24 protein-coding genes are annotated in these 25,705 nt (G+C 42.7%); 4 read left to right on the top strand and 20 right to left on the bottom strand.

Annotation, left to right across the window (positions count from 1 at the left end):
• Positions 1 to 107 precede the first annotated feature (107 nt).
• Positions 108 to 725 (top strand): TVP38/TMEM64 family protein, encoded by a 618-nt coding sequence (locus B7703_RS03910; protein WP_000076168.1) that lies wholly within the window; start codon positions 108 to 110, stop codon positions 723 to 725.
• Positions 726 to 767: 42 nt separating this feature from the next.
• Here the strand turns inward: B7703_RS03910 and scrK are convergent, their stop codons facing one another.
• The gene (gene scrK, locus B7703_RS03905) at positions 768 to 1,655 is read right to left on the bottom strand and encodes a fructokinase ScrK (protein ID WP_033685440.1); all 888 of its coding nucleotides are present in this window, start codon (positions 1,653 to 1,655) and stop codon (positions 768 to 770) included.
• A 148-nt stretch (positions 1,656 to 1,803) separates the two neighbouring features.
• On the bottom strand, positions 1,804 to 3,708 hold the full coding sequence (locus tag B7703_RS03900) for a sucrose-specific PTS transporter subunit IIBC (protein WP_084923714.1): 1,905 nt from the start codon (positions 3,706 to 3,708) through the stop codon (positions 1,804 to 1,806).
• A 364-nt stretch (positions 3,709 to 4,072) separates the two neighbouring features.
• Between B7703_RS03900 and B7703_RS03895 the strand changes: the two genes are divergently transcribed.
• Both B7703_RS03895 and B7703_RS03890 read left to right on the top strand, forming a co-directional pair.
• A complete protein-coding gene (locus B7703_RS03895) occupies positions 4,073 to 5,527 on the top strand; it encodes a sucrose-6-phosphate hydrolase (protein WP_084923713.1) in 1,455 nt (484 codons plus the stop codon).
• Positions 5,508 to 6,473, top strand: coding sequence for a LacI family DNA-binding transcriptional regulator (locus B7703_RS03890; protein ID WP_049500229.1), 966 nt, complete (start codon positions 5,508 to 5,510; stop codon positions 6,471 to 6,473). Before B7703_RS03895 ends, B7703_RS03890 begins: the two co-directional genes overlap by 20 nt.
• Before the next feature lie 36 nt (positions 6,474 to 6,509).
• On the opposite strand, the gene B7703_RS03885 is transcribed toward B7703_RS03890, so the two are convergent.
• The 11 genes from B7703_RS03885 to gmk form a co-directional block, all read right to left on the bottom strand.
• Positions 6,510 to 7,784 carry a hydroxymethylglutaryl-CoA reductase, degradative gene (locus tag B7703_RS03885; protein ID WP_084923711.1) on the bottom strand — a complete coding sequence of 425 codons (1,275 nt, stop codon included), beginning with the start codon at positions 7,782 to 7,784 and terminating at the stop codon, positions 6,510 to 6,512.
• Entirely contained in the window at positions 7,784 to 8,956 is a 1,173-nt protein-coding gene (locus tag B7703_RS03880; protein ID WP_192851956.1) for a hydroxymethylglutaryl-CoA synthase, read from the bottom strand. The genes B7703_RS03885 and B7703_RS03880 overlap by 1 nt, the downstream gene beginning before the upstream one ends.
• A gap of 113 nt (positions 8,957 to 9,069) precedes the next feature.
• A complete protein-coding gene (locus B7703_RS03875; RefSeq protein WP_033686494.1) occupies positions 9,070 to 9,519 on the bottom strand; it encodes a threonine/serine exporter family protein in 450 nt (149 codons plus the stop codon).
• Between the two features lies 1 nt (position 9,520).
• The gene (locus B7703_RS03870) at positions 9,521 to 10,279 is read right to left on the bottom strand and encodes a threonine/serine exporter family protein (RefSeq protein ID WP_045612174.1); all 759 of its coding nucleotides are present in this window, start codon (positions 10,277 to 10,279) and stop codon (positions 9,521 to 9,523) included.
• Positions 10,280 to 10,367: 88 nt separating this feature from the next.
• Positions 10,368 to 12,269 (bottom strand): Stk1 family PASTA domain-containing Ser/Thr kinase, encoded by a 1,902-nt coding sequence (gene pknB, locus B7703_RS03865; RefSeq protein ID WP_045612176.1) that lies wholly within the window; start codon positions 12,267 to 12,269, stop codon positions 10,368 to 10,370.
• Complete coding sequence (locus B7703_RS03860; protein ID WP_084923708.1) at positions 12,266 to 13,006, bottom strand: Stp1/IreP family PP2C-type Ser/Thr phosphatase; 741 nt, start codon at positions 13,004 to 13,006, stop codon at positions 12,266 to 12,268. The genes pknB and B7703_RS03860 overlap by 4 nt, the downstream gene beginning before the upstream one ends.
• Positions 13,007 to 13,020: 14 nt before the next feature.
• Entirely contained in the window at positions 13,021 to 14,334 is a 1,314-nt protein-coding gene (gene rsmB / locus B7703_RS03855; RefSeq protein ID WP_045612598.1) for a 16S rRNA (cytosine(967)-C(5))-methyltransferase RsmB, read from the bottom strand.
• The gene (gene fmt / locus B7703_RS03850) at positions 14,327 to 15,262 is read right to left on the bottom strand and encodes a methionyl-tRNA formyltransferase (RefSeq protein ID WP_045612179.1); all 936 of its coding nucleotides are present in this window, start codon (positions 15,260 to 15,262) and stop codon (positions 14,327 to 14,329) included. The genes rsmB and fmt overlap by 8 nt, the downstream gene beginning before the upstream one ends.
• Before the next feature lie 12 nt (positions 15,263 to 15,274).
• Positions 15,275 to 17,671, bottom strand: a complete 2,397-nt coding sequence (locus B7703_RS03845; RefSeq protein ID WP_084923707.1) for a primosomal protein N' — start codon at positions 17,669 to 17,671, stop codon at positions 15,275 to 15,277.
• A gap of 66 nt (positions 17,672 to 17,737) precedes the next feature.
• Positions 17,738 to 18,052 carry a DNA-directed RNA polymerase subunit omega gene (rpoZ, locus tag B7703_RS03840; protein WP_084923705.1) on the bottom strand — a complete coding sequence of 105 codons (315 nt, stop codon included), beginning with the start codon at positions 18,050 to 18,052 and terminating at the stop codon, positions 17,738 to 17,740.
• Between the two features lie 24 nt (positions 18,053 to 18,076).
• Positions 18,077 to 18,703 (bottom strand): guanylate kinase, encoded by a 627-nt coding sequence (gene gmk / locus B7703_RS03835; RefSeq protein WP_000775041.1) that lies wholly within the window; start codon positions 18,701 to 18,703, stop codon positions 18,077 to 18,079.
• Positions 18,704 to 18,927: 224 nt separating this feature from the next.
• On the opposite strand from gmk, the gene B7703_RS03830 reads away from it, so the two are divergent.
• Positions 18,928 to 19,755, top strand: coding sequence for a DUF4839 domain-containing protein (locus B7703_RS03830; RefSeq protein WP_084923704.1), 828 nt, complete (start codon positions 18,928 to 18,930; stop codon positions 19,753 to 19,755).
• 71 nt (positions 19,756 to 19,826) lie between these two features.
• Here B7703_RS03830 and B7703_RS03825 read toward each other — a convergent pair whose 3' ends face one another.
• From B7703_RS03825 to B7703_RS03795, 7 genes are all read right to left on the bottom strand, one after another.
• The gene (locus B7703_RS03825) at positions 19,827 to 21,440 is read right to left on the bottom strand and encodes a ribonuclease Y (protein WP_084923702.1); all 1,614 of its coding nucleotides are present in this window, start codon (positions 21,438 to 21,440) and stop codon (positions 19,827 to 19,829) included.
• A 211-nt stretch (positions 21,441 to 21,651) separates the two neighbouring features.
• Entirely contained in the window at positions 21,652 to 22,749 is a 1,098-nt protein-coding gene (locus tag B7703_RS03820; protein ID WP_084923701.1) for a nucleotidyltransferase, read from the bottom strand.
• A gap of 9 nt (positions 22,750 to 22,758) precedes the next feature.
• Positions 22,759 to 23,499: a class I SAM-dependent DNA methyltransferase gene (locus tag B7703_RS03815; protein WP_338322409.1), complete on the bottom strand. Its 741-nt coding sequence runs from the start codon at positions 23,497 to 23,499 to the stop codon at positions 22,759 to 22,761.
• A gap of 110 nt (positions 23,500 to 23,609) precedes the next feature.
• Complete coding sequence (gene rsfS / locus B7703_RS03810) at positions 23,610 to 23,963, bottom strand: ribosome silencing factor (protein ID WP_084923699.1); 354 nt, start codon at positions 23,961 to 23,963, stop codon at positions 23,610 to 23,612.
• Between the two features lie 12 nt (positions 23,964 to 23,975).
• The gene (locus B7703_RS03805; protein WP_084923697.1) at positions 23,976 to 24,476 is read right to left on the bottom strand and encodes a cysteine hydrolase family protein; all 501 of its coding nucleotides are present in this window, start codon (positions 24,474 to 24,476) and stop codon (positions 23,976 to 23,978) included.
• Complete coding sequence (gene yqeK / locus B7703_RS03800; RefSeq protein WP_084923696.1) at positions 24,477 to 25,070, bottom strand: bis(5'-nucleosyl)-tetraphosphatase (symmetrical) YqeK; 594 nt, start codon at positions 25,068 to 25,070, stop codon at positions 24,477 to 24,479.
• Complete coding sequence (locus B7703_RS03795) at positions 25,070 to 25,699, bottom strand: nicotinate-nucleotide adenylyltransferase (protein WP_084886755.1); 630 nt, start codon at positions 25,697 to 25,699, stop codon at positions 25,070 to 25,072. The genes yqeK and B7703_RS03795 overlap by 1 nt, the downstream gene beginning before the upstream one ends.
• Between the last annotated feature and the right edge of the window lie 6 nt (positions 25,700 to 25,705).

Here is a 25,705-nt window from a genome sequence, read left to right as displayed (position 1 = left end):
CATGTTTAGCCTCAAATTCCATCACTCTTCCTCTTGCAAAAGCAATCTTCCCCCTTTCTCCTCTAAAATATGGTATAGTAGAAATATACTATCTATGAGGAGTTTACATGTCACAGGATAAACAAATGAAAGCTGTTTCTCCCCTTTTACAGCAAGTTATCAACATCTCATCGATTGTCGGTGGGGTTGGGAGTTTGATTTTCTGTATTTGGGCTTATCAGGCTGGGATTTTACAGTCTAAGGAAACCCTCTCTGCCTTTATCCAGCAGGCAGGTATCTGGGGGCCACCTCTCTTTATCTTTTTACAGATTTTACAAACGGTCGTCCCTATCATTCCTGGGGCCTTGACCTCCGTCGCTGGGGTCTTTATCTACGGTCACATCATCGGTACTATCTACAACTATATCGGAATCGTGATTGGCTGTGCCATTATCTTTTATCTGGTGCGTCTCTATGGGGCCGCCTTTGTCCAGTCTGTCGTCAGCAAGCGTACCTATGACAAGTATATCGGTTGGTTGGATAAGGGCAATCGTTTTGACCGTTTCTTTATCTTTATGATGATTTGGCCCATTAGTCCAGCTGACTTTCTCTGTATGCTGGCTGCCCTGACCAAGATGAGTTTCAAGCGCTATATGACCATCATCATTCTGACCAAGCCCTTTACTCTCGTGGTTTATACCTACGGTCTGACCTATATTATCGACTTTTTCTGGCAAATGCTTTGACACGTAAAAAATCCGTTTGGTTTCCCAAGCGGATTTTGTGCTTTATTTTGAAACTTCTTTTGCAAGAACAAAGTTCCCAAGTGTGGCAGAACCATTTCCTGCGACTGCTGGCGTCACGATGTAATCACGCACGTCTGGTACTGGTAGGTAACCATTGAGAAGAGCTGTGAATTTCTCACGGACACGGTCCAGCATGTGTTGTTGAGCCATGACTCCACCACCAAAGACGATTACGTCTGGGCGGAAAGTCACTGTAGCATTAACCGCAGCCTGAGCGATATAATAGGCTTGAACATCCCAGACAGAGCTGTTGAGTTCAATGTTTTCACCACGAATACCTGTACGAGCTTCTAGACTTGGACCAGCCGCAAAACCTTCCAAACATCCTTTGTGGAATGGACAAACACCGTTGAATTCTTTTTCAATATCCATTGGGTGTTTAGCCACATAGTAGTGACCCATTTCAGGGTGACCCACACCACCAATAAACTCACCACGTTGGATGACACCGGCACCGATACCAGTACCGATTGTGTAGTAAACCAAGTTTTCGATACGACCGCCGGCATTGTTACGGGCAACCACTTCACCATAGGCAGAGCTGTTTACGTCTGTAGTGAAGTACATTGGCACGTTGAGGGCGCGACGAAGGGCACCAAGCAAGTCCACATTTGCCCAGTGAGGTTTTGGAGTCGTCGTGATAAAGCCATAAGTTTTTGAGTTTTTGTCAATATCAATCGGACCAAATGAACCAACTGCAAGACCAGCAAGGTTATCGAATTTTGAAAAGAACTCGATGGTTTTATCGATTGTTTCGATTGGAGTTGTTGTTGGAAATTGTGTTTTTTCTACAACGTTAAAGTTTTCATCACCGACAGCACAGACAAATTTTGTACCGCCCGCTTCCAAGCTTCCATATAATTTTGTCATGATAAACCTCTTGTTTTTATTTTCTTTATTATAGCATATTTCGAAAATCTAAGTTTCTCAATTTTTTAGATTTTCCTCTGTAAATCTTACCATTCAAGCAAAAACGAACAAACATGTCATTTGTTCGTTTTCATTTAGCTAGGAAAGATTAAGCTTTCACTTCGATCACAGCATCCCCCTTCGCAACTGAACCAGTTGCGACTGAATCTACTGAAGCGTAGTCAGCTGTATTTGTAACGATAACCATTGTTGTATCATCAAGTCCAGCTGCAGCGATTTTGTTTGAGTCAAATGTTCCAAGAACATCGCCAGCTTTAACCTTGTCACCTTGAGCAACTTTTGCTTCAAAACCTTCACCATTCATAGATACAGTGTCAATACCAACGTGGATCAAAACTTCAGCACCATCAGTTGTTTTCAAACCAAAAGCGTGTCCTGTTGGAAAGGCGATTGAAACTTCCGCATCAGCTGGTGCATATACCACACCTTGACTTGGTTTCACAGCGATACCTTGGCCCATAGCTCCACTTGAGAAGACTGGATCATTCACATTTGAAAGAGCAACAACATCACCAATGATTGGAGTTTGGATTGTTTCGTCTTGAAGAGTTGCTGGTACTTCTTCATTTACCACTGTAGTTTCTTCAGAAACTGTTTCTTCAACAACTTCTGTTTCTTCTTTGTAACCAAAAGCATATGTCAAACCGAAACCAAGGGCAGTTGTAACTAAGACCATAAAGACATACTTGAGGAGTTGACCATTAATGTATAGAAGAGTACCAGGAATGATTGTGATACCAAAGCTAGTTCCTGCTAAACCAAGAATATTTGCTAACCAACCACCTGCAGCACCTGCAATAAGACCCATGATAAACGGTTTACCGTAACGAAGGTTAATACCAAAAATTGCTGGCTCAGTAATACCTAATCCTGCAGAAAGAGCTGCTGGGAAAGCAAGTGCTTTAATTTTGGGATTCTTTGTTTTTACACCAACAGCAAGAGTTGCTCCAAGTTGAGCAGTCATAGCTGCTGTAATAATAGCATTAAGAGGATCTGAACCTGTAGAAGTAACAAGGTTAGCCTCCAAGAGATTGAAGATATGGTGAACACCTGTAACAACGATGACCTGATGAACACCACCAAGGATTAATCCACCTAGACCCACTGGAAGACTGAGCAACCAAACAGTAGCGACTTTGACATAGCTTTCAACTTCGTGGAATACAGGTCCAATGACAAACAAGGCCAAAATAGACATTACTAAGAAAGTCAAGAATGGTACAAGGAGTAAATCTAATACATCTGGAATACGCTTACGGAGCCACTTTTCTAGTTTAGCACCAGTCAAACCAACGAAGAAGGCTGGTAAAACTGAGTTTTGATAGCCGACAACTTTGATAAAACCAAAGAAGAGGATTGGTTGAGCATCACCAGAGGCCACAGCCCAGGCATTTGGTAAGGATGAGTTTACCATCATCAATCCTAGAACCAAACCAAGCAATGGATTTCCACCGAAGACTCGAAAGGCTGACCAACAGATTAAGGCTGGGAAGAAGGCAAAAGCTGTATCTGTCAAAACAACTGAATAAGTATAGAAGTTTGTTGCTTTAAAAGCTTCTGCAGTAGTTCCAAACAAAGCTAAGACTTGATCCTGAACGATAGCCCCACGAATCCCCATAAAGAGACCAGTAGCAACAATTGCTGGCAAAAGAGGTACAAAGACGTCACCGAAAGTACGGATGGCACGTTGGAACCAATTTCCTTGTTTACCTGCTTCTTCTTTCATCTCATCCTTAGATGCTGTTGGCAAACCAAGAGCTACGACTTCATCGTACATCTTGTTTACTGTACCCGTACCAAAGATGATTTGGTATTGACCTGAGTTAAAGAAAGCACCTTGAACTTTTTCCAAGCTCTCGATAGCATCTTTATTGATCTTTGCTTCATCTTTAACCATAACGCGAAGACGAGTCGCACAGTGGGCTACACTGTTAACGTTCTCGCGTCCGCCCAAGGCTTCGATGACTTTTTTTGCAATTTCTGTATTGGTCATTTGCAAAAATCTCCTTATAAAAAATTTGTAAAATGTTTGAAAGCGATTTTATCCGCCCTACGCATATAATTCTATCATGTTTTTAAAATATGTCAAGCGTTTTGCAGAAAAAGTTTTAGCATTTTGAATTTTTTGATTGTTTTTGATGTCTTTGAAATAAAACAAGCAATATTTCACCTATTATTGTGAGGTTTTTAAAGATTTTTTTGCAAATTCTTTCATTTTTTCATTTATTTTCATAAAATCCTTCAATCCGTTTCTGTCAATCGTTTGATATTTTTTTCTTAATTTTATGATAAAAGACTTGCTTTTTTAAAAGGAAACGTTTACTATAAAGATAGTAGAATTTATGGAGGGAATATAAATGGAATGGACTACCGAACGTCGTTACAGACGTTATGAAGATTGGACACAAGAAGAAAGAAAAGAAATCCAAGAAAAGATGGCACAATCCCCATGGCATGTCAGCTATCACATTGAACCAAAGGAAGGACTCCTTAACGACCCGAACGGTTTTTCTTACTTTGATGGCAAGTGGGTTGTCTTTTACCAAAACTTCCCCTTTGGTGCAGCTCATGGATTGAAGTCTTGGGTTCAGCTTGAAAGCGACGACTTGGTTCACTTTACTGAAACAGGTGTAAAAATCTTACCTGGTACTCCACTTGATAGCCACGGCGCTTACTCTGGATCTGCTATGCAGTTTGGTGATCAATTGTTCCTATTCTATACAGGAAATGTCCGTGATGAAAATTGGGTGCGTCACCCTTATCAGATTGGTGCCTTAATGGATAAGGACGGCAAGATTGAAAAGATTGATAAGGTCTTGATTGATCAACCAGCTGATGCTACCGACCACTTCCGCGATCCACAGATTTTTAACTTTAAAGGACAATACTACGCAATCGTTGGTGGACAAGACTTGGAGAAAAAAGGATTCGTCCGTCTCTACAAAGCAGTCGATAATGATTATACAAACTGGCAAGAAGTTGGTGATTTGGACTTCAACAATGACCGCACTGCCTATATGATGGAGTGCCCAAATCTTGTCTTTGTCGGAGAACAACCTGTCCTTCTCTACTGCCCACAAGGTTTGGATAAAAAAGTTCTTGAATATGACAATATTTATCCAAATATGTATAAAATTGGTGCTTCCTTCGACCCTGAAAATGCTCGTTTGGTAGATGTGTCTGAACTACACAATCTAGACTATGGTTTCGAAGCCTATGCTACTCAAGCTTTTAACGCTCCGGATGGACGTGCTCTCGCTGTTAGTTGGCTTGGTTTGCCAGATGTGTCTTATCCATCTGACCGTTTTGACCATCAAGGAACTTTTTCATTGGTAAAAGAACTTACCATTAAAGATGGCAAACTCTATCAGTACCCTGTAGAAGCCATCAAGTACCTTCGAGCTTCAAAAGAGGAATTTTCAAATCGTTCTGAAACTAAGAATAGCTACGAACTTGAGCTGAACTTAGAGGCTAATAGCCAAAGTGAAATCATCCTTCTTGCTGATAAAGACGGAAAGGGGCTATCTATCAATTTCGACCTTGTCAATGGCCAAGTAACCGTTGATCGTAGTCAAGCAGGTGAGCAATATGCTCAAGAATTTGGAACTACTCGCTCTTGCTCAGTTACTAATCAAGCAACTACTGTCAATATCTTCATCGACAACTCAGTCTTTGAAATTTTCATCAATAAAGGAGAAAAAGTATTTTCTGGTCGTGTCTTCCCACATGAGAACCAAAATGGAATTCTCATTAAATCTGGAAACCCAACTGGAACTTACTACGAATTAGAATATGGTCGCAAAACTGACTGATGTCGCAAAATTGGCTGGTGTCAGCCCTACTACTGTTTCACGTGTCATCAATAAAAAAGGCTATCTATCTGAAAAAACCATCCAAAAGGTCAATGAGGCCATGCGAGAGTTGGGCTATAAACCTAACAACCTTGCTCGTAGCCTCCAAGGGAAATCAGCCAAGTTAATCGGTTTGATTTTCCCAAAAATTAGCCATGTTTTCTATGCTGAATTGATTGACAAATTGGAACACGAACTCTTCAAAAAAGGCTACAAGACCATCATCTGCAATAGTGAGCACGATTCGGAAAAAGAACGTGAGTATCTTGAAATGCTAGAAGCCAACCAAGTGGATGGAATCATCTCTGGTAGTCATAACTTGGGAATTGAAGACTACAATCGCGTAACGGCTCCAATCATCTCTTTTGACCGTAACCTGTCTCCAGATATCCCTGTCGTTTCTTCTGACAACTATGCTGGTGGTGTCCTAGCCGCTCAGACCTTGGCTAAAACTGGAGCCAAATCTATTATCATGATTACAGGAAATGACAACTCTAATTCCCCAACTGGACTTCGTCATGCTGGTTTTGCTTCAATCTTGCCAAAGGCTCCTATTATCAATGTTTCCAGTGATTTTTCACCCCTTCGTAAGGAAATGGAAATAAAAAATATCCTGACCAAACAAAAACCAGATGCGATTTTCGCCTCTGATGATTTGACTGCTATTTTGGTTATTAAGATTGCCCAGGAGCTTGGAATCTCTGTGCCTGAACAACTCAAAGTGATCGGCTATGACGGGACTTATTTCATTGAGAATTTCTACCCTCACCTCACTACCATTAAACAACCCTTGGAAGAGATTGCTCGCCTAACAGTTGATTTGCTCTTACAAAAAATTGAAGGTAAAGAGGTTGCTACCACTGGTTATTTCTTGCCAGTTAGTCTCTTACCAGGTAAAAGTATTTAAACAAAAAACTCGGACTGAATCAGTCTGAGTTTTTTCTTATAATCTAAATTTTTTCAAAAGTGTTTGGGCTTTTTCTAAATTAAAAGTTTTTTCAGCAATCAAGCATTCTACCAACTTAGGCACTTCAGCCTCTGTGGCTCCTGCAAGGAGGGCTAGTGACTTCGCTTGAAGTTTCATGTGTCCATGCTGAATTCCTGTGCTGACAAGAGCTTTAAGAGCTGCAAAGTTTTGTGCAAGACCAATTGACACGATAATTTGAGCCAATTCCTTAGCTGATGGATGACCTAGCAACTCATGGCTGAGAACTACACGAGGATTAAGACCAATTGATCCACCCTTGGTAGCAACTGGCATCGGCATAGTCAGCTCTCCTATTAACTCTTCTGTTTCCAAATCCATCATCCAATGACTGAGACCTCGATAAGCACCATCATGACTGGCATAGGCATGCGCTCCTGCTTCGATGGCACGCCAATCATTTCCTGTCGCAATCAAGAGAGCATCGATTCCATTAAAAATTCCCTTATTGTGAGTAGCTGCTCGATAAGGATCTGCTTGAGCAAACTGGCTGGCTAAAACCATTTTTTCTGCTAGTTCACGCGCTTCATCCTTCTGGCGACTCAAATAACGAAAGGCGATCCGACAGCTTGCTGTCACCAGAGAATCGGTCGCGTAGTTTGACAGAATCCCCATGAGACTCTGTCCCTGACAGAGTTCTTCTAAGACTGGTTTCAAGGCTTCCAGCATGGTGTTGAGCATATTAGCACCCATGGCTTCCTGGGTATCGACATGGAGATAAACAACGAGAAAGTCAGTTTCGCCTTTTATCTGCTCTACATGCAAATCACGCGCCCCACCTCCACGTTTGACGATAGAAGGATAGGCCTGATTGGCAAGTTCCAAGAGCTCAGTCTTTTTGTTTGTAATCTTCTCTTGAGCTTGTTCAGGTTCAGCAACTTGATAAAGAGCTACCTGCCCAATCATCTGGCGCTGATGAACCTGAGCAGTAAAGCCACCTGCTCGCTTGATGATTTTACTTGCATAGCTGGCCGCAGCAACCACGGACGGTTCTTCTGTCACATAGGGAACTGTGTATTCCTGACCATTGACAAGGACCTCTGGAACCAGCGAATAAGGCAGAGAAAAAGTTCCCACCACATTCTCACTCAGCTGGTCTGCCACAGTCACACTTATCTGTTCATCCTGCTCCAAACTCACTTGCTTCTCAGGACTAAGGAGCGCCTGAGCTTGTAACAACTCGAGGCGCTCTTGGTATGATTTTTTAGAAAATCCATTCCAACTTATCTTCATTATTTTTCAACCTTGCTATAACGGCGTTGGTGGTCAACAATTTCAACCAAGGCAAAATCTTGATTTTCATAGCCAGAAAACTGGGTAGAATTTGTTTCATCTAAGTCTACTTCCTCAAAGAAGACTTTTTCATAGTCTGCAACAGACAGGGCAGTTCGTTGGTTGAGCTTGTTCAAACGGTCTTTATCCAGATAAGCTTCATATCCTTCAACCAATGCACCACTGAAGAACTCAGCTACAGCCCCACTTCCGTAACTATAAAGGGCAATTTTATCCCCAGCCTTCAAGCTATCTGTATTTTCCAAGAGAGACAAAAGTCCGAGGAAGAGGGAACCTGTATAGATATTCCCCACCTTTTGACTGTAGAGAATAGACTGGTCAAAATGCTTTTGCAAGAGGTCTTTTTTCTCTTGAGGCAGGCTCTTATCCATGATTTTTTTCAAGCCTTTTAGCGCTAATTTAGGATAAGGCAAGTGGAAGCAAACAGCTGCAAAATCATCCAAAGTAAGCTGGTAGCGTTTTTGATATTCAAGCCAAGTCGTTTTCAAACTATCCAAGTATTGCTGGGTAGAATAGACACCATTTACATAAGGAGTTGTTGAGTAATTTGGACGCCAGAAATCCATGATGTCACGAGTCTGAGCCACATTGTCGTTATTAAAGGCCATAATGCGTGGATTCTGTGTAATCAACATGGCCACACTTCCAGCACCCTGAGTGGGTTCTCCAGGTGTTTCAATACCATATTTGGCAATATCACTGGCAATAACTAAAACTTTGGACTCTGGAGAATTTTCCACATGCAATTTGGCATAATGAAGGGCCGCTGTCGCTCCATAGCAAGCTTCTTTAATCTCAAAACTACGAGCAAAGGGCTGGATGCCCAGCAAACCATGCACAAAGACGGCCGCAGCTTTACTTTGGTCAATTCCTGACTCAGTCGCCACAATGACCATATCGATTTCTTGTCTTTCTTGCTCAGTTAAAATAGAGTCACTAGCACTGGCCGCCAAGGTCACGATATCCTCAGTTAGGGGCGCAATACTCAATTCCTTGAGTAAGAGTCCTTTGCTTAATTTTTCAGGGTCAATTCCCCTCGCTTCTGCTAAGTCTTGTAATTTCAAGACATATTGACTGGTCGCAAAACCAATCTTATCAATACCGATTGTCATATTTACCTCTGTTTTATCATTCATTGTAAAAAATCGTTCTATACTATTTTATCACAAATAGCAGTAAAAGAGAGAAAAAAGACTTGATTCACCAAATCAAGTCCCTTATTATTCTAACCATTATGCTGTTTTCTTAAGTAAGAATAAAGTCTAAGAATCACGGTTCCACTAGCCATTCCAATGGAAATCACCAAAGCCAGCATAACAACCAAGGTTGCACTAGCAATGGCATGACTGTAATCTCCCGTCACAAAAAAGGCAGTTGTCCGATAAGAAAGGTATCCCGGAACCAGTGGTGCCAAGATGGCCAAGATAAAGACCACAGCAGGAGTCTTATAAAGAATACTTAAAATCTGGCTGACACAAGAACCAATAATAGCCGCAATAAAGGTAGCCACAATAACATTGGTCGGTTCCTTGAGCAAGAGATAGATTAGCCAGACAGCCATGCCCAAAATCCCTCCTGGTAAGAGCATAGAACGTTGAACATTGAGTACGATTAAAAAAGTGATAATGGCAAGAAGACTTGCTACTGCTTGTAATAAAAAGGTTGTTAGTGTCATATTAATTCATCAATACCAAGGCGACAGAAGTTCCCGCCCCTAAAGCAAGGGTAATGAGCAGGGATTCAAACATCTTACTCATACCAGAGTTTATGTGGTTGGTCATAATATCACGAACCGCATTGGTCAAGGCAATCCCTGGTACAAACGGCATGACCGCACCAGCTATAATCAAATCTGCCGTTGAAGGAAAGCCTGTGTAGCGAGCCCAAAACTGGGCTATCATCCCAAAAACAAAGGCTCCAGCAAAGGATGTCACAAAGGGAATTCGGATAAACTTCTCTACATAGAGGGAAAAGGCAAAACCAAATAAGGTAGCCACTCCTGCCCCAAGTGCGTCGTAGATATTTCCACTAAACATAATCGAAAAGAAAGGAGCACTAAAGGTTGCAGCCAAAGTTACCTGCAACTTAGTATAAGGAAGGGGTTGGGCTTGCAAGGCCTTCAATTGCTTGAAGGCTGTCTTTAAATCAAGATTTCCTCCTACCAACTGACGAGAAATTTGGTTCACATCACAGACTTTTTCGATGTTATAAGAAGATGAGGTCACGCGTTTCATTCGCGAAATATTGGTATTTTCAATGGAGAAAAAGATGGCAGCAGGCATGGCAAGAACATTGCAATCCACAATCCCCTGCGAATGCGCAATCCGAATCATGGTATCTTCTACACGATGAATCTCTGAGCCACTTTTGAGAAGAATGGTTCCAGCTAACATAATCAGATCGATGACGGCATTTAATTCTCTTGATTCTTCCATACTTTCCTCCTTTTATCAACTTCCTCTATTCTATCACAAATCTGGAGTCAAAAAAAATCTTTGCCATGAAATCATGACAAAGATTCGTTTAATCACGAGAATTTTCGTGGTTGCCTTCACTACTTGATTGAGTAGGAGCAGGTGTATTCCCTCGTTGATTTCCTTGTTGGTTCCCCTGACTTGGTGTCGTAGTAGAACCTTGGTTTCCACGTTGGGCTGGTGCTGATGATGACGTTGACGGCGGTGTTTTTGGTTTGTAGATTGAAATCTTGACACGCGTCTTAGTCAAATCAACCTTTTCACCCGCTTTTGGACTCTGTTCAACGACTGTACCCTCAGCAGTTCCAGCGGGAGCTGTCGACACTTCTACAACTTCAATATTGGCTTCTTTAATACCGACAATTTGAACGAGATTATTTTTAGTAAATTCAAGACTAGATCCTATATAACTTGGCATAGCAACGCTGGTTACTTTCTTAGCAACGGTTAAGGTAATCGTTGAGGCCTTGCTCAAATCATAGGTTGTTCCGGCAGCTGGACTCTGTCTGAGAACAGTTCCTGCTTCACTCTCACTTGATTCCTCTTCTTCAATCTTGATGAGATTTTCAGGGACCTTCTTCTGCTTGAGTTCTGCGATAACATCTGTCGATTTACGGCCAATATAGTTACTCAATTGGAAAGATTGCTTGCCTGATGAGACAACCAAATTGATTTTCGTTCCTTCTTTTCGACCAGTTCCAGCGTCAGGATCTGTACGGATAATCCGCCCTTCTTCCACCTTTTCACTAGCCTCTGATTTCTCCTCGCCAATCTCAAAATTGGCTTTCTTGAGGGTTTCCTTGGCTTCCGCCACTGTCTGACCTGCCACATCTGGAATGGCAATGGTTGCAGGAGTTCTGGATAGTATCCAAATAAGAGAAGCTGCCACCAATACAATGCTGGCCAACAAAATCATATAGCGAACTCTAAATTTCCGTTTCTTAACAGGCTTGGTTGCGTAATTGTCCTCTGAAGCCTGTTGACTCGGCTTCGCAGTCTGTGGCTTTGGACTTTGTGTTTGCACCTTAGGAATCGAAGTCAAGGTACTTTGTGGAACTTTAGGAAGAGTCTTGGTGTCAGCCTTAGTGGTATCATTAAACACCAATTTAGGCTCATTGCGACGATTATAAGACAAACTACTAGACAAGTCCACATACATCTCTGCAACTGACTGATAACGATCTGTCAATTTCTTGGCAGTTGCCTTGATGACAACATTCTCTAAAGCCTGAGGCACAGATGGATTCTCAGCTATAACCGATGGCAATGGTTTCTGGAAATGCTGGAGGGCGATGGTCACTGCACTATCCCCATCGTAAGGGATATGTCCTGTCAACATCTCATAAAAGATGATCCCCATGGCATAGATATCACTCTGTACAGTCGCTTTAGAACCACGCGCCTGCTCTGGTGACAAGTAATGAACCGAGCCCAGCATAGAGTTGGTCTGAGTCAGACTCGTCTCAGCAAAGGCTACCGCAATCCCAAAATCTGTGACTTTGGCAGTCCCATCTGGTGTCAAGAGGATATTTTGAGGTTTCAAATCGCGGTGAACAATGCCTCTAGTATGGGCTAAGCGCATAGCCAAGAGGATTTGTCCCATGATTCGGACCGCTTCTTCATTTGAAAGAGGATGGTGTTCCTTGATATAGCGTTTGAGGTCAAGTCCTGCTACGTACTCCATAGCTAAGTACTGTTGACCGTCTTCCTCACCAATATCTGTAATCCGAACGATATGAGGATGGTCCAGATCTGCCATGGCTCTCGCTTCACGCTGAAAACGAGCCACTGCAATGGGATCTGTTTGGTAGTTGGTCCTCAGGACCTTTACTGCCACTTCTTCCCCGTCTAGAATCAAATCCTTGGCCAAGTATACATCTGCCATGCCTCCTCGACCAATTTGTTTGATAATCCGATACCGCCCGGCAAAAATCTTGCCGATTTGGATCATTCTTCATCCTCCTCGTTCATAGAAACAAGGGCAACCGTAATATTGTCTAAACCTCCTGCATTGTTAGCAAAACGCACGAGCGTCGCTGTTTTATCTGCCAAAGGAATATCACTGGTTACAATATCACAAATCTCACTGCCTGAAATCATGTTGGTCAAACCATCACTATTGAGCAAGAGATAGTCACCTAGCTCAAGGGTAATCATTCCGAAATCAGGCTGAACTTCATCTTTTTGACCAATTGACTGGGTAATAATATTTTTCTGTGGGTGGCTAGCTGCTTCTTCAGGTGTCAATTGACCAGCCTTGAGCAATTCATTGACCAAAGAATGGTCGCTTGTTAACTGGTGGTATTCTTCTCCACGAATCAAACCGATACGAGAATCCCCAATGTGGGCATAGATAGCCTGATTGCCAATAATAGCAACAGCCTCGAGGGTTGTTCCCATTCCTTTATAAGCTTCATCTTGTCCCAATTGGTTAATCTTTTGATTTTCAATCTCAAGGTTGTTAGCAAACCATTCACGTACTTCATTAACTGTATCGATTTGAGTATCTACCCAAGCTACACCTAGGTCTGTTACCGCCATTTCACTAGCAATATTCCCTGCGCGATGACCTCCCATACCATCAGCTAGGATAATCATAGTACGTCCAGCTCTATTGACATAGTGGTTGACATAGTCTTGGTTATTTGTTCGTTTCTGACCAACATCTGTTAATAATGAAATTTCCATGTGTTAGTTCCTTCCTAATCCGATATCTTGCGAAATTGACTGATGAAGAATCCATCACTTCCATACAATTCAGGTGTAATGAGGATACAGCCGTCTTTCATGATATCCTTACATTCATGTTCTAGTGTTACCTGCTCAAATTCAGGATGACTTTCTAAAAATGCCTGTACGACTTGAAAGTTTTCCTCTGAGACAATAGTACAGGTACTATAAGTTATTATACCACCTTTGCGTAGTGTTTGACAAACACTACCTAATATTTCTAGCTGAATTTCCTGTAAGGACGCGAAATCTGCCGTTTCTTTATTGTATTTGATGTCTGGTTTTCGACGCAGAAGACCAATTCCTGAACAGGGAGCATCCACCAAAATCTTATCAAAAGAATCCTGACCAAAAAACTCATGCACCTTTCTGGCATCTAATTTTTGCGTTTGAACCCGATCTGCAACTCCCAGACGTTGAGCATTTTCTTGAATCAAGTCCAACTTGTGATTGTAAAGGTCCAAAGCCGTAACCTGACCTGTCGTGAGATAAGAGGCTATATGGGCTGTTTTTCCACCCGGAGCCGCACAGGCATCTAGAACCTGCTCATCACCTTGTAAATCAAGCGTCGGAGCAACCAGCTGACTGGACTCGTCTTGGATAGTAATAGCACCCTCTGAAAATAGGTCATGTCCCGCAAAGTGGCCTTGCTCCTTAACCAGACCAGAAACAGACAAAGGTGAAGCACTAGCCTCCAACAAGACTTGGATTTCTTCTTTTCGTCCTAGGTCCGTTACACGAATACTGGCCTTGTTTCGCACCAAAAGGCTTTCAAAGATAGCTTGCGCTCGCTCTTCTCCGTATTCTTCCTTGAGCTTGGCAACTAGCCAAACTGGGAGAGAATAGGCAATGGAATCACGCTTGTTTTTTCGTTTGATGCTAGCAATATCTGGCCAGCCTTCACGCAAGATACGGCGAAGGACAGCGTTGACCAATTTTTCACTGCCTTTTTTACGGACTTTGGCCAATTCTACTGCTTCATTGACCACAGCATGGTCTGGAATCTTGTCCAAATAGCGGAGTTGGTAAGCACTCATGAGAAGAAGGACATAGAGCCAGCTGTCTAGCTGGTCTCTGTCTTCGATAAAGTGGGACAAGTACCATTCCAGAGTCAGTTTACGGGCTACCGTTCCATAGACCAGCTCGGTCACCAAGCCCTTGTCTGCTGTAGAGAGCTGACTTCCCTTGAGATGCTTATTTAAGGCGATATTTGAGTATGCTTGATTGATAAAAACATCCTCTAATACTGCTAGGGCTAAACTTCTAGCCGTTTCTACTTTAGTCACCAAATCGTTCTCCTACAGTCAATGTCCGTCCAACTCCGTTTAAGAAGGAAGCAATGTCCATCTTAGGTTTACCAGCTGGCTGCACTTGTTTGAGGGACAAAGCTCCTTCTGCCGTTGCGACAATCAATTCTTTCTTGCCGATAGAGAGGATTTCACCTGGATTGCCCTGACCTTCTACTGGTAGGGCTTCATAAATCTTAAAGCGGTCGCCCTTAAGGAAAGTATGGGCAACAGGCCAGGGGTTCATCCCACGGATTTGGTTAAAGAGTTGACGATTGCTTTTAGTCCAATCCAACTTTTCTTCCTCTGGCTTAATATTTGGCGAGAAAGTAACCTGACTTGGATCCTGTGGTTCAGGTTTGATTTCCCCAGCAATATAGACCGGCAGAGTGTCTAAAAGCAAATCGCGACCAACTAGCGCTAATTTCTCAAACAAGGTTCCAACATTGTCCTCATCCGTGATAGGGATACTGCGACGAGAAATCATATCTCCTGCATCCATTTCCTTAACCATTTCCATAATGGTCACACCAGCTTCCTCATCCCCTTGAATCAAGGCATAATGGATAGGCGCACCACCACGGTGTTTTGGAAGAAGGGAGGCGTGAACATTGACAGCAAAGTCCATGCTATCAAGGAGTTTACTTGGAAGAAACTGCCCAAAAGCAGCAGTAACAATTCCATCTGCTCCTAGCTGCATAATAGCTTCCATCTCAGGACTTCCAGATAGTTTTTCAGGTTGGTAGATAGGAAGTCCTGCCTCTTTGGCAGCTTGTTTAACTGGGGTTTCTTGGATCACTTTTTTACGTCCGACAGCACGGTCTGGCTGGGTCACAACGGCTAGAATTTCGTAACGGTTATCTGTCAAAAGCCCTTTTAAAACTGTCGCTGAAAAGTCGGGTGTCCCCATAAAGATTAGTTTTGTCATATCTTCTCCTTCTTATAAAAATTGCTGTGGCTCATGGTCAATGCTAAGACGGAGCTCACTATTTTCCCGTTCTTGAGTCAAGGCCAAAACCTGGTTGAGGGTCGTCCCCAGCTCATCTTCTAAACGGTATTTAATTAAAATCTGGTAATGATAGAGGTTGTGAGTACGGGCGATGGGTTTGGGCGTTGGCCCAAGAATGTTACTGCCCTCTGACAAGCCTGACCGCAAAATGTTCATAACTTCATAGGCACGTTTGACCACCTCTTCTTCTTTCTTATGAGAAAGGGTAATAGCAATCGTGAAATAGTAAGGCGGATAACCAAGTTGTCGTCTGATTCCCATTTCATAAGCGTAAAAGCCTTCGTAATCCTGATCCTTGGCAAATCGAATAGCGTAGTGCTGAGGATTGTAAGACTGAATCAAGACCTGCCCAGCTTTTTCAGCACGTCCTGCCCGACCTGCCACCTGAGTCAAAAGTTGGAAGGTTCTCTCAGAAGAACGGAAGTCAGGCAAATTCAAGGCTGTATCGGCATTGAGCACTCCGACTAAGGTTACATTGGGAAAATCCAATCCCTTGGCAATCATCTGAGTACCTAGTAAAATATCTGCTTCTCCTCGTCCAAACTGGTCAAGGAGAGCTTGATGACTACCTTTCTTACGAGTCGTATCCACATCCATCCGTAGAATGCGGGCCTGCGGAAAGAGTTCTGCTAGCTCGTCATAAGCCTTCTGTGTTCCTGTCCCATAGTAACGAATACTGCGGCTCTTACAGTTAGGGCAAACGTGAGGAATATCCTTCGAAAAACCACAATAATGGCAATTCATGGTCTTGGTATCCATGTGCAAGGTTAGAGAAATGTCACAGTTGGGACAAGTATCCACAGTCCCACATTCTCGACACATGACAAAGCTAGAATAGCCCCGGCGATTGAGCATGAGAACCACCTGCTCTTTTTTAGCCAGACGGTCCTGAATAGCTTCTAGCAAAGGGGGCGTAAAGTTTGACGTCTCATTTTGTCCGATATAGTCCCGAAAGTCAATCACTTGAACCTCAGGGATCCTAGCCAAAGGATTGGCACGTTGGGTCAGACGTAAGTGTTGATAGACGCCTTTTCCAGCCCGAGCACGGCTCTCTAAGCTCGGTGTCGCAGACCCAAGTACCAGGGCTGCTTGATTATACTGAGCCCGTAAAATAGCTACTTCTCTGGCATGGTAACGAGGATTACTATCCTGCTTATAAGTTGCTTCATGCTCCTCATCAATAATCATAACACCCAAATTTTTCAGCGGAGCAAAGATGGCCGATCTAGCACCAACAACAACTTGGGCATCGCCACGTTCCACCTTGCGCCATTCATCATACTTTTCACCATTGGACAGGCCAGAGTGAAGAATGGCAACCTTATCTCCAAAACGAGCGATAAAACGCTCCGTCATCTGAGGAGTCAAGGAAATCTCAGGCACCAGCAAAATAGCTGTCTTGCCCTTATCCAAGGTCCCTTGGATAATCTGCAAATAAACCTCGGTCTTCCCACTCCCTGTAATTCCTTGAAGGAGGAAGGGAGGCTGATGACTGCCAATCGCACTGACAACCGCATCACGCGCCTGCCTTTGTTCTGGATTCAACTCCAAAGGCTGACTTGCCTCAATCCCTTCAAAATAAGCAGCCGAGCGTTGCACTTCCTTTTGGACTATGGTAACAGCACCTTGTTCCACAAAGAAGTTAACTTGCTCCCGCGAATAGAACTCTAGCAAACTAGCCAAGGAAGCACTCTCAGGATGAGAAAGCAAATAGTCTCTCAGTTCTAACTTTTTCTTGGCGCGTGTAGAAATCTCTACATTTTCTAATTGAGCAAGGTCTACCTCATACCAAGACTGGGTCTTGACCTTCTTTTGATCGACTGCCTGATACTCCAGACCAAGCAGGCCTTTTCTAGTCAAACGCATCATTTCAGCTTGCTTAGCAAGGTCTAGAGAAGAAAAGGCAAGCGAATCCTCTGAACCAAACAAGCGCTCTCGATCTTCCTGACTCAGACCTGCCAGAGGATAGAGAATCTTGTCATAGCTGGAGTTCAGAAATCCTGGTAGCATAGCCTTGAGGATGGAAATTTTGTAGGAGAAGACGGACTTGCGTAACTCCTCAGCAAGCCAGAGTTGTTCTTGCGTAAGAACAGGAGAAAAATCCAACACCTCGACAATATCTTTTAAATCTTGCTCTATCTCTTCTTCAGCTGATTGAGAATCTAAATCAAGAACAATCCCTTGAATCAGACGATTACCCTTACCAAAGGGCACATGTACCCGCATTCCAACTTCCAACATTCCCTCAAATTCCTCAGGAATTCTGTAACTATAGGGCTGGTCCGTCTGCATCAAGGGCACATCTACGATAATCTTAGCTAGGGTCATCTTCTCACCTCCTCCTTGTCAGTACATTCTTTCAAATAGAAAAAATAAGATTGAGTCCCCCCAACCTTAAATTTTTTCACCATCTTCTTTTTCTTTAGCGATTTGCTCTTTGATTTTCTTTTCTTCTTCTTCTTTGCGGCGTTTTTCTTCTTCGATACGGAGACGCACTGCTTCACGTTTACCTTCTGGATCTGGGTGAATTGTAACGTTTCCTGATTCGATTTCTTCTAAAGCGCGAAGAGTTGATTTTTCAGATTTGAAACCTTGAGTTGCTGGCGCACCTGCTTCCAATTCGTGAGCACGTTTTGCTTCCAAGATTACGAGTGAATATTTTGAAGGAACCTTGTCGAGCAAGGTATCAATAGAGGGTTTTAACATCATTTGCTTGTACCTATTTTCTAAATTTTATCGGGTAGTTGGAGATTTCGGTAACATCTCCTGATAGTGACCAATGACACGATCCACACGGAAATGCTCTGCTTCGATCACACGTTTGACACGCTCAGCAGCTAGGGGCACCTGATCGTTGACAATCGCATAATCATACTCACGCATAAGCGCAATTTCTTCCTTGGCTTTTTCGATTCGTTGGGCAATCACTTCTGCACTATCTGTTCCACGACCTACCAAGCGGTCTTGTAATTCATCCAAATCTGGTGGTGTCAGGAAGATAAAGACAGCATCTGGAACCTTTTTCTTGACTTGAAGAGCTCCTTGAACTTCAATTTCAAGGAAAACATCGATCCCCTTGTCCAAGGTTTCATTGACATAGGTCAGAGGAGTGCCATAGTAGTTGCCGACATATTCTGCGTATTCCAACATCTGTCCTTGACGAATCAGCTCTTCAAACTCTTCGCGAGTACGGAAGAAATAGTCAACACCGTCCACTTCTCCAGGACGTTGTGCGCGTGTCGTCATCGATACAGAGTATTGAAATTGGTTTTCAGAACTCTCAAAAATCTCTCTTCTAACCGTTCCTTTGCCAACCCCTGAAGGACCAGAAAAAACGATTAGTAAGCCTCGGTCTGCCATTGTGTCTCCTTTAGTCAGTCTGTGAGATAACATTTCTCTAGAATAATGGCAAAAAGCCAGATTATCCTTTACAGTCTTTCTATCTAGTGTAACAAAAAAGCAGTAATTTTTCAACTGCTCTTTCTTATTTATTTAGATTTATACAAGGTATCCCCTTAAAATATACTTGCCTTTTTATTCTATTTAAGAGATAATAAAACTACTAATATAAAAAGGAGAAGTTTATGGGAAATTATAAAGGAAAAAATGTTGATGAAGCGATTGAAAATGGCTTATCTGAACTTAATCTCAAAAAAAGTGAAGTCAAAATCAATATTATTGATCATGGAAATGCTGGAATTTTTGGTTTTTTTGAAAAAGAAGCTGAGGTTGAAATCACACCATTAAGCCCACTGGAATTGAAGGTAAAAAAATTAATTCCATATTTAATCGGTGCTGTTGCAATATTTATGATTCTTATATCAGTTATAATTGGATTATACTCAGATAAGTCAACTACTGTTTCTCACCCTTCATCTACAGAAACTAGTAGCGTTATTGAAAAATCTGTCGAGAAAACTAGTGAATCATCCTCTACATCATCAAGTTCGACGCCTGCTTCCTCTAGTTCAACTAACACCACATCAAGCTCGACCGAAACCTCGTCAACAAGTACATCCCAATCAGCTGTCATCACAACTGAAAACAATGAGGAATTTAAAGCACTATTGCAAACTGATGACTCAAGCACCATAACAAATTTTATTCAAAAATATAAAGGTCAAGTCATCGAATTTGATGGACACATAGCAGATATTGCACACTATAAAAATTACAAAACAAAATTCGATATGCTTATTTATGGCGGAAATTACTTAGGAGCAGAACAAGCACCTTCGGGACCAAACTTTAAATTTGTAAATATAACAACAGTTTCTAACGCCGCTTTCAACTCTTTTAATGGCGAAAATATTTCTAAAGGCCAAAATGTACATATAAAGGCACAAATTGGAAACTATAACTCCACTCAAGATTTAGTCTACCTATCTCCAATTGAGGTTTCGCCTCGATAATATAACGAATTATTTCAAATAATTTATTCAAAAAACTGAAGTCAGATTCTCTTCTGACCTCAGTTTTTTTATTATTTAGCATAATCTACTGCTCGAAGCTCGCGAATCACGGTTACCTTGATATTTCCTGGGTAATCGAGATTATTTTCAATTTTCTCACGAACTTTGTGAGCCAAGATTGTGACTTTGTCGTCCTTGATTTGTCCTGGATTGACCATGATGCGGATTTCACGTCCTGCTTGAAGGGCAAAGCTATTTTGTACCCCTTCAAAGCCGTTCGCAATTTCTTCCAAATCATGAAGACGCTTGATATAGCTTTCAAGAGACTCACTACGAGCACCTGGACGGGCCGCACTCAAGGCATCTGCTGCAGCGACGATCACTGCAATGACGCTCTCAGCTTCGACATCGCCGTGGTGGCTAGCAATCGTATTGACCACAACTGGATGTTCCTTGTACTTACGAGCCAATTCCATACCGATTTCAACGTGACTACCTTCAACCTCGCGGTCAATAGCTTTCCCGATATCGTGAAGGAATCCAGCACGACGGGCAAGAGCCGCATTTTCACCAAGTTCGCTCGCCATGATACCAGCCAACTTAGCAACCTCAATCGAATGACGCAAGACATTTTGTCCATAAGAAGTACGGAACTGCAGACGTCCCATAATCTTCATCAAGTCTGGATGAAGGTTTGGCGCACCAATCTCATAGGCTGCTGCCTCACCGTATTCACGGATCTTATTATCAATCTCTTGACGGTTTTTCTCAACCAACTCTTCGATACGAGCTGGGTGGATGCGACCATCTTTGAGCAACATTTCCATAGTCATACGGGCAATCTCACGACGAACCGGGTCAAAACCTGACAAGGTCACCACTTCTGGCGTATCGTCGATAATCACATCAACACCTGTCAAACTTTCAAAGGTACGAATGTTACGACCTTCACGACCAATAATGCGTCCCTTCATAGTATCATCTGGCAGATGAACTGTTGAGTTTGTTGACTCCGCTACATATTCACCAGCGATACGTTGCATAGCTTGAACCAGGATGTCCTTGGCCATTTTATCAGAACGTTCCTTGACCTCTTGCTCAGCTTCACGAATGCGGCTAGCAATCTCCTTGGTCAAGTTTTCCTCTGTCTGAGCCAAGATAATATCTCGTGCTTCTGCCTGAGACAGGGCACCAATACGCTCTAGCTCTGCTTCTTTTTGTCTTTCGACTTCCTCTAATTGCTCTTCACGCGCATCAAGGTTTTTCGCTCTATCAGAAATACTTTGTTCTTTTTGTTCAAGTGTTTGTTCTTTACTCGTCAAATTGTCGTCTTTACGGTCAAGACTAGTAGCTCTCTCTGTCAAACGACTTTCGATTTGTTTGAGTTCTTGACGTTCTGATTTGAATTCAGCGTCCACTTCTTCACGGTATTTTCTGGCTTCTTCTTTGGCCTCCAATAGTGCTTCTTTTTTAAGAGACTTGCTTTCACGTTTAGCTTCATTAACAAGTAAATCCGCTTCACGTTCAGCTTGTCCACGTAAATTAGTTGCTTCTTGTTCAGCATTTAAAAGCATCAACTCTGCAGCTTCCTGAGATGATTTCATCTTAGCTGAGATGCTGACATATCCAATGACTAAACCAATGATGACGGCAAAAACAGCAATCGCAAGCGACATGATCTCCATGTTTTTACCTCATTTTATTGTTATTCCGAATGACATACATTCTTTTACATTCTACCATAAAAAAGTGATTTTCACAAACCTAAAATAGAATATGTTTTGGGGAATTTAGCGTCAATTTGGAGTTTAGCTCCCTGAATTTATCTGGATAACCTTTATTACTTAGAATCCGTAACATCAGCAAAAATTTAAAAAAGCCTACATTTCAGTAGACTTAGTTTCTTTCTATTCTAATCGGCACTCTTCCAAAATTCTGCTCAGCTATACTTGGATTCCCCAGTTGATAAATCTGGTCTGCCTTTTGAGTCATGGGATCCCAAGGTTCTTTGCCAATTCGGCTGACTAGATTGACCTGTCCCTTCAAGGACTTGAGGTGTTGCCTGCCTTTTTCAGTAAATCCAAGGACATGAATGGCTTCTGGCAAGTCACTTTCTCTAGCCTGCACCAAGATATAGGTCAAGAGGCGTCTGACACGCGCCTTGGTGTAACGCTTGGTCGCAACCACCTCGACCAAGTCTTCCACAGACTGGGCTGTCTTGATGGCTTCCTTGATGCGCACTGCCATTTCTTGATTGACCTGATAGATAGTGGTTAGGTCTGGATTGGACAAGATTTGATAGCGGAGCATAGGAAAATAGTCTTCCCAGCTCACCTTACTAGCCTGCTCAAAGAGAGCAATAGAAGGCATAAAGCGTTCTAAGAAATCTTTGTCCCTCTGGTGCTGACGGAGGGCTGTTGCCGAAGCAAAGTCCACATCCTTGTCCACAGAATGGTAGCCTGCCCCCTGACGCTGAATTGGCTCAAGTTTGATGTCTCGTCCTGCAAGTGCCTTGACATAGGCCAGAGCAAGGACATGATTGGGTGTATTACCTGAAAAATCAAGACCTGCAAATTCCTTCCACATGGCCTGGGTTTTCTGGGGATAGGAAAGGGAATCAGGCAGATTTTCCACAAATTGCTCCATCTCAGCACCCTGCTCTGTGTATAAGTCAGCGATTTTCTGGTAATCCAGAACTTCCTCCGTCCCAAAGGCTAAGTTATCAATCCCTAACTGAGCTAAGATATCCACAGACCCTTGGCCAAAGAAATCTGCTGCCTGAACACTGACCAAAAAGGGCAATTCTACTACCAGATCCGCGCCATTTTCCAGTGCCATCTGGGCCCGTGTCCACTTATCCACAATAGCAGGCTCGCCTCTCTGCATGAAATTCCCAGACATGGCAACAATTTTCAGCCCCTCTGCCTGATCCAGCAGGTATTTATGGCCATTATGAAAAGGATTGAACTCCGCGATAATACCTGTGATGGTCATGCTAATCTCCTACTTCTGCGCCACAAAAAACCAACGGGTACTGGTTTCTGTTGGCTCCTTGTCTTCAAAGTCTGCATAGAGTTTGAAAGATTTAAAACCAGCCAGTTCCAGCAAGATATCATAGGTCAGAACCTCATAAGTCCGCTCCTCATGCACTTCATCGTGGCGACTAAAGGAACCGTCCGCCTCCTTGATAAAAAAGGTCAACTCATGCACGATGGAGTGAGGAGCCGCGTCCTCGTAGGTATCCCATAGCATGGCAAAATCTTCCGCATTTTCATGGTAGGAATAGCCTGGAAAAACTTCATCTGTCTGGTAGGTCGAATGCACATCAAAGATGAAGATGCCATCTTCGTTGAGAGCATTATAGACTTCCTTAAAGACGTCCCCTACTTCCACCTCATCCTGCATATAGCAGATAGAGTCCGAATAACACGTGACAAAATCATATTGACCTGACTTGGACAAATCCAGCATATTGCCTTCAATAAATTCAATCTTTTGCTTGGCTGAAGCCGCTCTCTTTTCGGCAATCTTCAACATATCCGCACTCAAATCAAGACCAGTCACATCAAAACCAGCCTGAGAGAAGCGTACAGATTGAATTCCTGTCCCACAAGCCAGTTCCAAGAGTTTCTTTCTCTCCTTGGTCTTAGGCAAATGACGAAGCGAAAAATCCGTCCATCTATCGTATAAACTGTCGTCCATGACCGCATCGTAAACAGCCGCAAAAGTTTCATAAGTTGCCATAATCATGATACCAAGAGCGTCAATGGCAAACACCACTCGCCCTTTACCTTTCTATCAATTTTTCTAAAATAAGCAAATAAAACCCAGTTGACTACAACTGAGTTCATCTTCTAAGCAAGAGCTTCTGAAATATCTACTGAATTTGCCTCATGCCATAGCTTTTCTAGGTTATAGTGGGCACGCATTTCTTCTGAAAAGACATGCACAACGACAGCGCCGAGGTCTAGTAAGACCCAACCTCCAGCTGCATCGCCTTCGATATGGCTACCTTTAAAGCCTGCTTGGGCTACTTTTTCACGGATGTTATCAGCGATAGCGTCCAACTGACGGCTATTCATTGAACTAGTAATAACAAAGTAATCCGTCACGCTAGTCAAATCTTGTACGTCAAGTGCGAGGATATCCTCCGCACGTTTCTCATCAGCCGCTTTCACGACTAGTTCTAGTAATTCTTTTTCGTTCATTTAGTCCTCTTTCTAGAAAATATGTTTGTAATCTAGGACATCTGCAAAGCGCCCCTCCCAAATGCCCTCATAAAATTCATTAATCGTTTCTGCTGGAATGTCATCTCCATCAAAGGTTGTGACAGCACCTTCTGGAATAATCAGCTTATAGCCATATTCAAAGGCAACCTTGACAGAGGTATCCACACAATATTCTGTCTGCATACCACATAAAACTAATTTTTCAATCCCCTGTTTATCCAAGTATTCTTTTAAACCAGTTTCTTTGAAAATACTGTTATACTTCTTCTGAAAGACCTTTTCATTAGGTTTTCGATTTAAAAGTCCAGATATCTGCCAATCTTCTGATGTTTGAGCTTCAAAATCCTCAATATGTTGAACATAGATAATTTCGATATTCTTGCTTCTAGCCTGGTTTTGTAAATAAGAAATTTTTTCCAATAGACTATTTGTCTGAAAACCGGTTTCCACTAAAATATTCTGAACATCAATGATTATAAAAGCCGTCTTCATTTAGTCCTCTTTCAAATAGTGCACAAAGGCGTTATAGGTTTCAAGGGTTTGGGGATAGATAGGGAATCCCTGATGAGCTAGATGCTCCACGGTACGAGCTGTTTCGTAGGCCACCGCCTTATTAAGCGATAGACTCGCAATTTCACGCGCCACATCCACTCCTGGAAAGGCACGGTTATGCTCGATATAGTCTGCAACGTAGATGACTTTATCTAGATCTGTCATCTGACCAGCACCGACTGTATGAATTTCAATAGCTCGTAAGATTTCTAGATCATGCAAATCCAAATCTTCTTGAATCTTGTAGATGCCAACCATACCATGCCAGACATTATTGCCCCAGTTTTTGAGGTCAGGGTCTAGCTGGTAACGGTCAATCAAGTCTAGAAATTCCTGATCTGACAACTTCTTAGCATAGTCATGAAGAAGACCTGCTAGACCAGCTTTCTCAGCATCAACTCCGAATCGTTCTGCTAGCTCTATGGCTGCACGCTCCACACCCAAGCAATGGGTTAAGCGTTTTTCAGGTAGAAGCTCTGCCATTTTTTCCAACAAAGCCTCACGGGAACAGTTGATATAGTCTTGATAGGCCATCAGTAGAGCCCCTCCTTCTCGATGTAGTCTAGCACCGGCTGAGGTAGGAGAAAGTTGGGTTTTCGTCCTTGGGCAAGGAAGTCACGCACCATACTAGACGAGATATCCATGAGAGGCACATCCACCCAGATAACGGGATAGGAAGTCCCTGCCTTGTAGCGTGGGCGCTGAACCCCTACAAACTGAACCATGTCAACCAATTCATCAATTCGGTACCACTTGGGCAGATAGTCTACCATGTCGGCACCGATGATAAAGTAATAATCTGTATCTGGATTCTTCTCAGTTAGAAGCTTCATGGTGTCGTAGGTATAAGAAATGCCCTTGCGCTCTAGCTCGATTGTTTCAATGTCCAGACCTTCAATCCCCTCAATCGCCAATTCAAGCATCTTGAGACGATGGTGTTCAGGGATGGTTTCCTTTTTATCTACGTGAGGAGGTTGGTACTCAGGCATGAGCAAAACTTGATCCAGTCCTAACTGCTGGCGTACTTGGTCCGCAACGATGAGATGGGCATTGTGAACAGGGTTAAAATTCCCCCCTAAAATCCCGACTTGTTTGCGTTTTTTCTCCTTGATTTCTGGCTCCAACTCTACCTTGGTAAAGGGAGTCAATAGTTCGATTGCCATAGGCTA

It is taken from the genome of Streptococcus mitis (assembly GCF_002096735.1).
Classification (GTDB): Bacteria; Bacillota; Bacilli; order Lactobacillales; family Streptococcaceae; genus Streptococcus; species Streptococcus mitis_CZ.
This window is presented reverse-complemented; position numbering and strand designations above follow the sequence as displayed.

Coding starts and splice junctions, on each gene's coding strand:
- B7703_RS03910 (WP_000076168.1), top strand. CDS start 108: ATGTCACAGGATAAACAAATGAAAGCTGTTTCTCCCCTTTTACAGCAA.
- scrK (WP_033685440.1), bottom strand. CDS start 1,655: ATGACAAAATTATATGGAAGCTTGGAAGCGGGCGGTACAAAATTTGTC.
- B7703_RS03900 (WP_084923714.1), bottom strand. CDS start 3,708: ATGACCAATACAGAAATTGCAAAAAAAGTCATCGAAGCCTTGGGCGGA.
- B7703_RS03895 (WP_084923713.1), top strand. CDS start 4,073: ATGGAATGGACTACCGAACGTCGTTACAGACGTTATGAAGATTGGACA.
- B7703_RS03890 (WP_049500229.1), top strand. CDS start 5,508: ATGGTCGCAAAACTGACTGATGTCGCAAAATTGGCTGGTGTCAGCCCT.
- B7703_RS03885 (WP_084923711.1), bottom strand. CDS start 7,784: ATGAAGATAAGTTGGAATGGATTTTCTAAAAAATCATACCAAGAGCGC.
- B7703_RS03880 (WP_192851956.1), bottom strand. CDS start 8,956: ATGACAATCGGTATTGATAAGATTGGTTTTGCGACCAGTCAATATGTC.
- B7703_RS03875 (WP_033686494.1), bottom strand. CDS start 9,519: ATGACACTAACAACCTTTTTATTACAAGCAGTAGCAAGTCTTCTTGCC.
- B7703_RS03870 (WP_045612174.1), bottom strand. CDS start 10,279: ATGGAAGAATCAAGAGAATTAAATGCCGTCATCGATCTGATTATGTTA.
- pknB (WP_045612176.1), bottom strand. CDS start 12,269: ATGATCCAAATCGGCAAGATTTTTGCCGGGCGGTATCGGATTATCAAA.
- B7703_RS03860 (WP_084923708.1), bottom strand. CDS start 13,006: ATGGAAATTTCATTATTAACAGATGTTGGTCAGAAACGAACAAATAAC.
- fmt (WP_045612179.1), bottom strand. CDS start 15,262: ATGACAAAACTAATCTTTATGGGGACACCCGACTTTTCAGCGACAGTT.
- B7703_RS03845 (WP_084923707.1), bottom strand. CDS start 17,671: ATGACCCTAGCTAAGATTATCGTAGATGTGCCCTTGATGCAGACGGAC.
- rpoZ (WP_084923705.1), bottom strand. CDS start 18,052: ATGATGTTAAAACCCTCTATTGATACCTTGCTCGACAAGGTTCCTTCA.
- gmk (WP_000775041.1), bottom strand. CDS start 18,703: ATGGCAGACCGAGGCTTACTAATCGTTTTTTCTGGTCCTTCAGGGGTT.
- B7703_RS03830 (WP_084923704.1), top strand. CDS start 18,928: ATGGGAAATTATAAAGGAAAAAATGTTGATGAAGCGATTGAAAATGGC.
- B7703_RS03825 (WP_084923702.1), bottom strand. CDS start 21,440: ATGGAGATCATGTCGCTTGCGATTGCTGTTTTTGCCGTCATCATTGGT.
- B7703_RS03820 (WP_084923701.1), bottom strand. CDS start 22,749: ATGACCATCACAGGTATTATCGCGGAGTTCAATCCTTTTCATAATGGC.
- B7703_RS03815 (WP_338322409.1), bottom strand. CDS start 23,499: ATGGCAACTTATGAAACTTTTGCGGCTGTTTACGATGCGGTCATGGAC.
- rsfS (WP_084923699.1), bottom strand. CDS start 23,963: ATGAACGAAAAAGAATTACTAGAACTAGTCGTGAAAGCGGCTGATGAG.
- B7703_RS03805 (WP_084923697.1), bottom strand. CDS start 24,476: ATGAAGACGGCTTTTATAATCATTGATGTTCAGAATATTTTAGTGGAA.
- yqeK (WP_084923696.1), bottom strand. CDS start 25,070: ATGGCCTATCAAGACTATATCAACTGTTCCCGTGAGGCTTTGTTGGAA.
- B7703_RS03795 (WP_084886755.1), bottom strand. CDS start 25,699: ATGGCAATCGAACTATTGACTCCCTTTACCAAGGTAGAGTTGGAGCCA.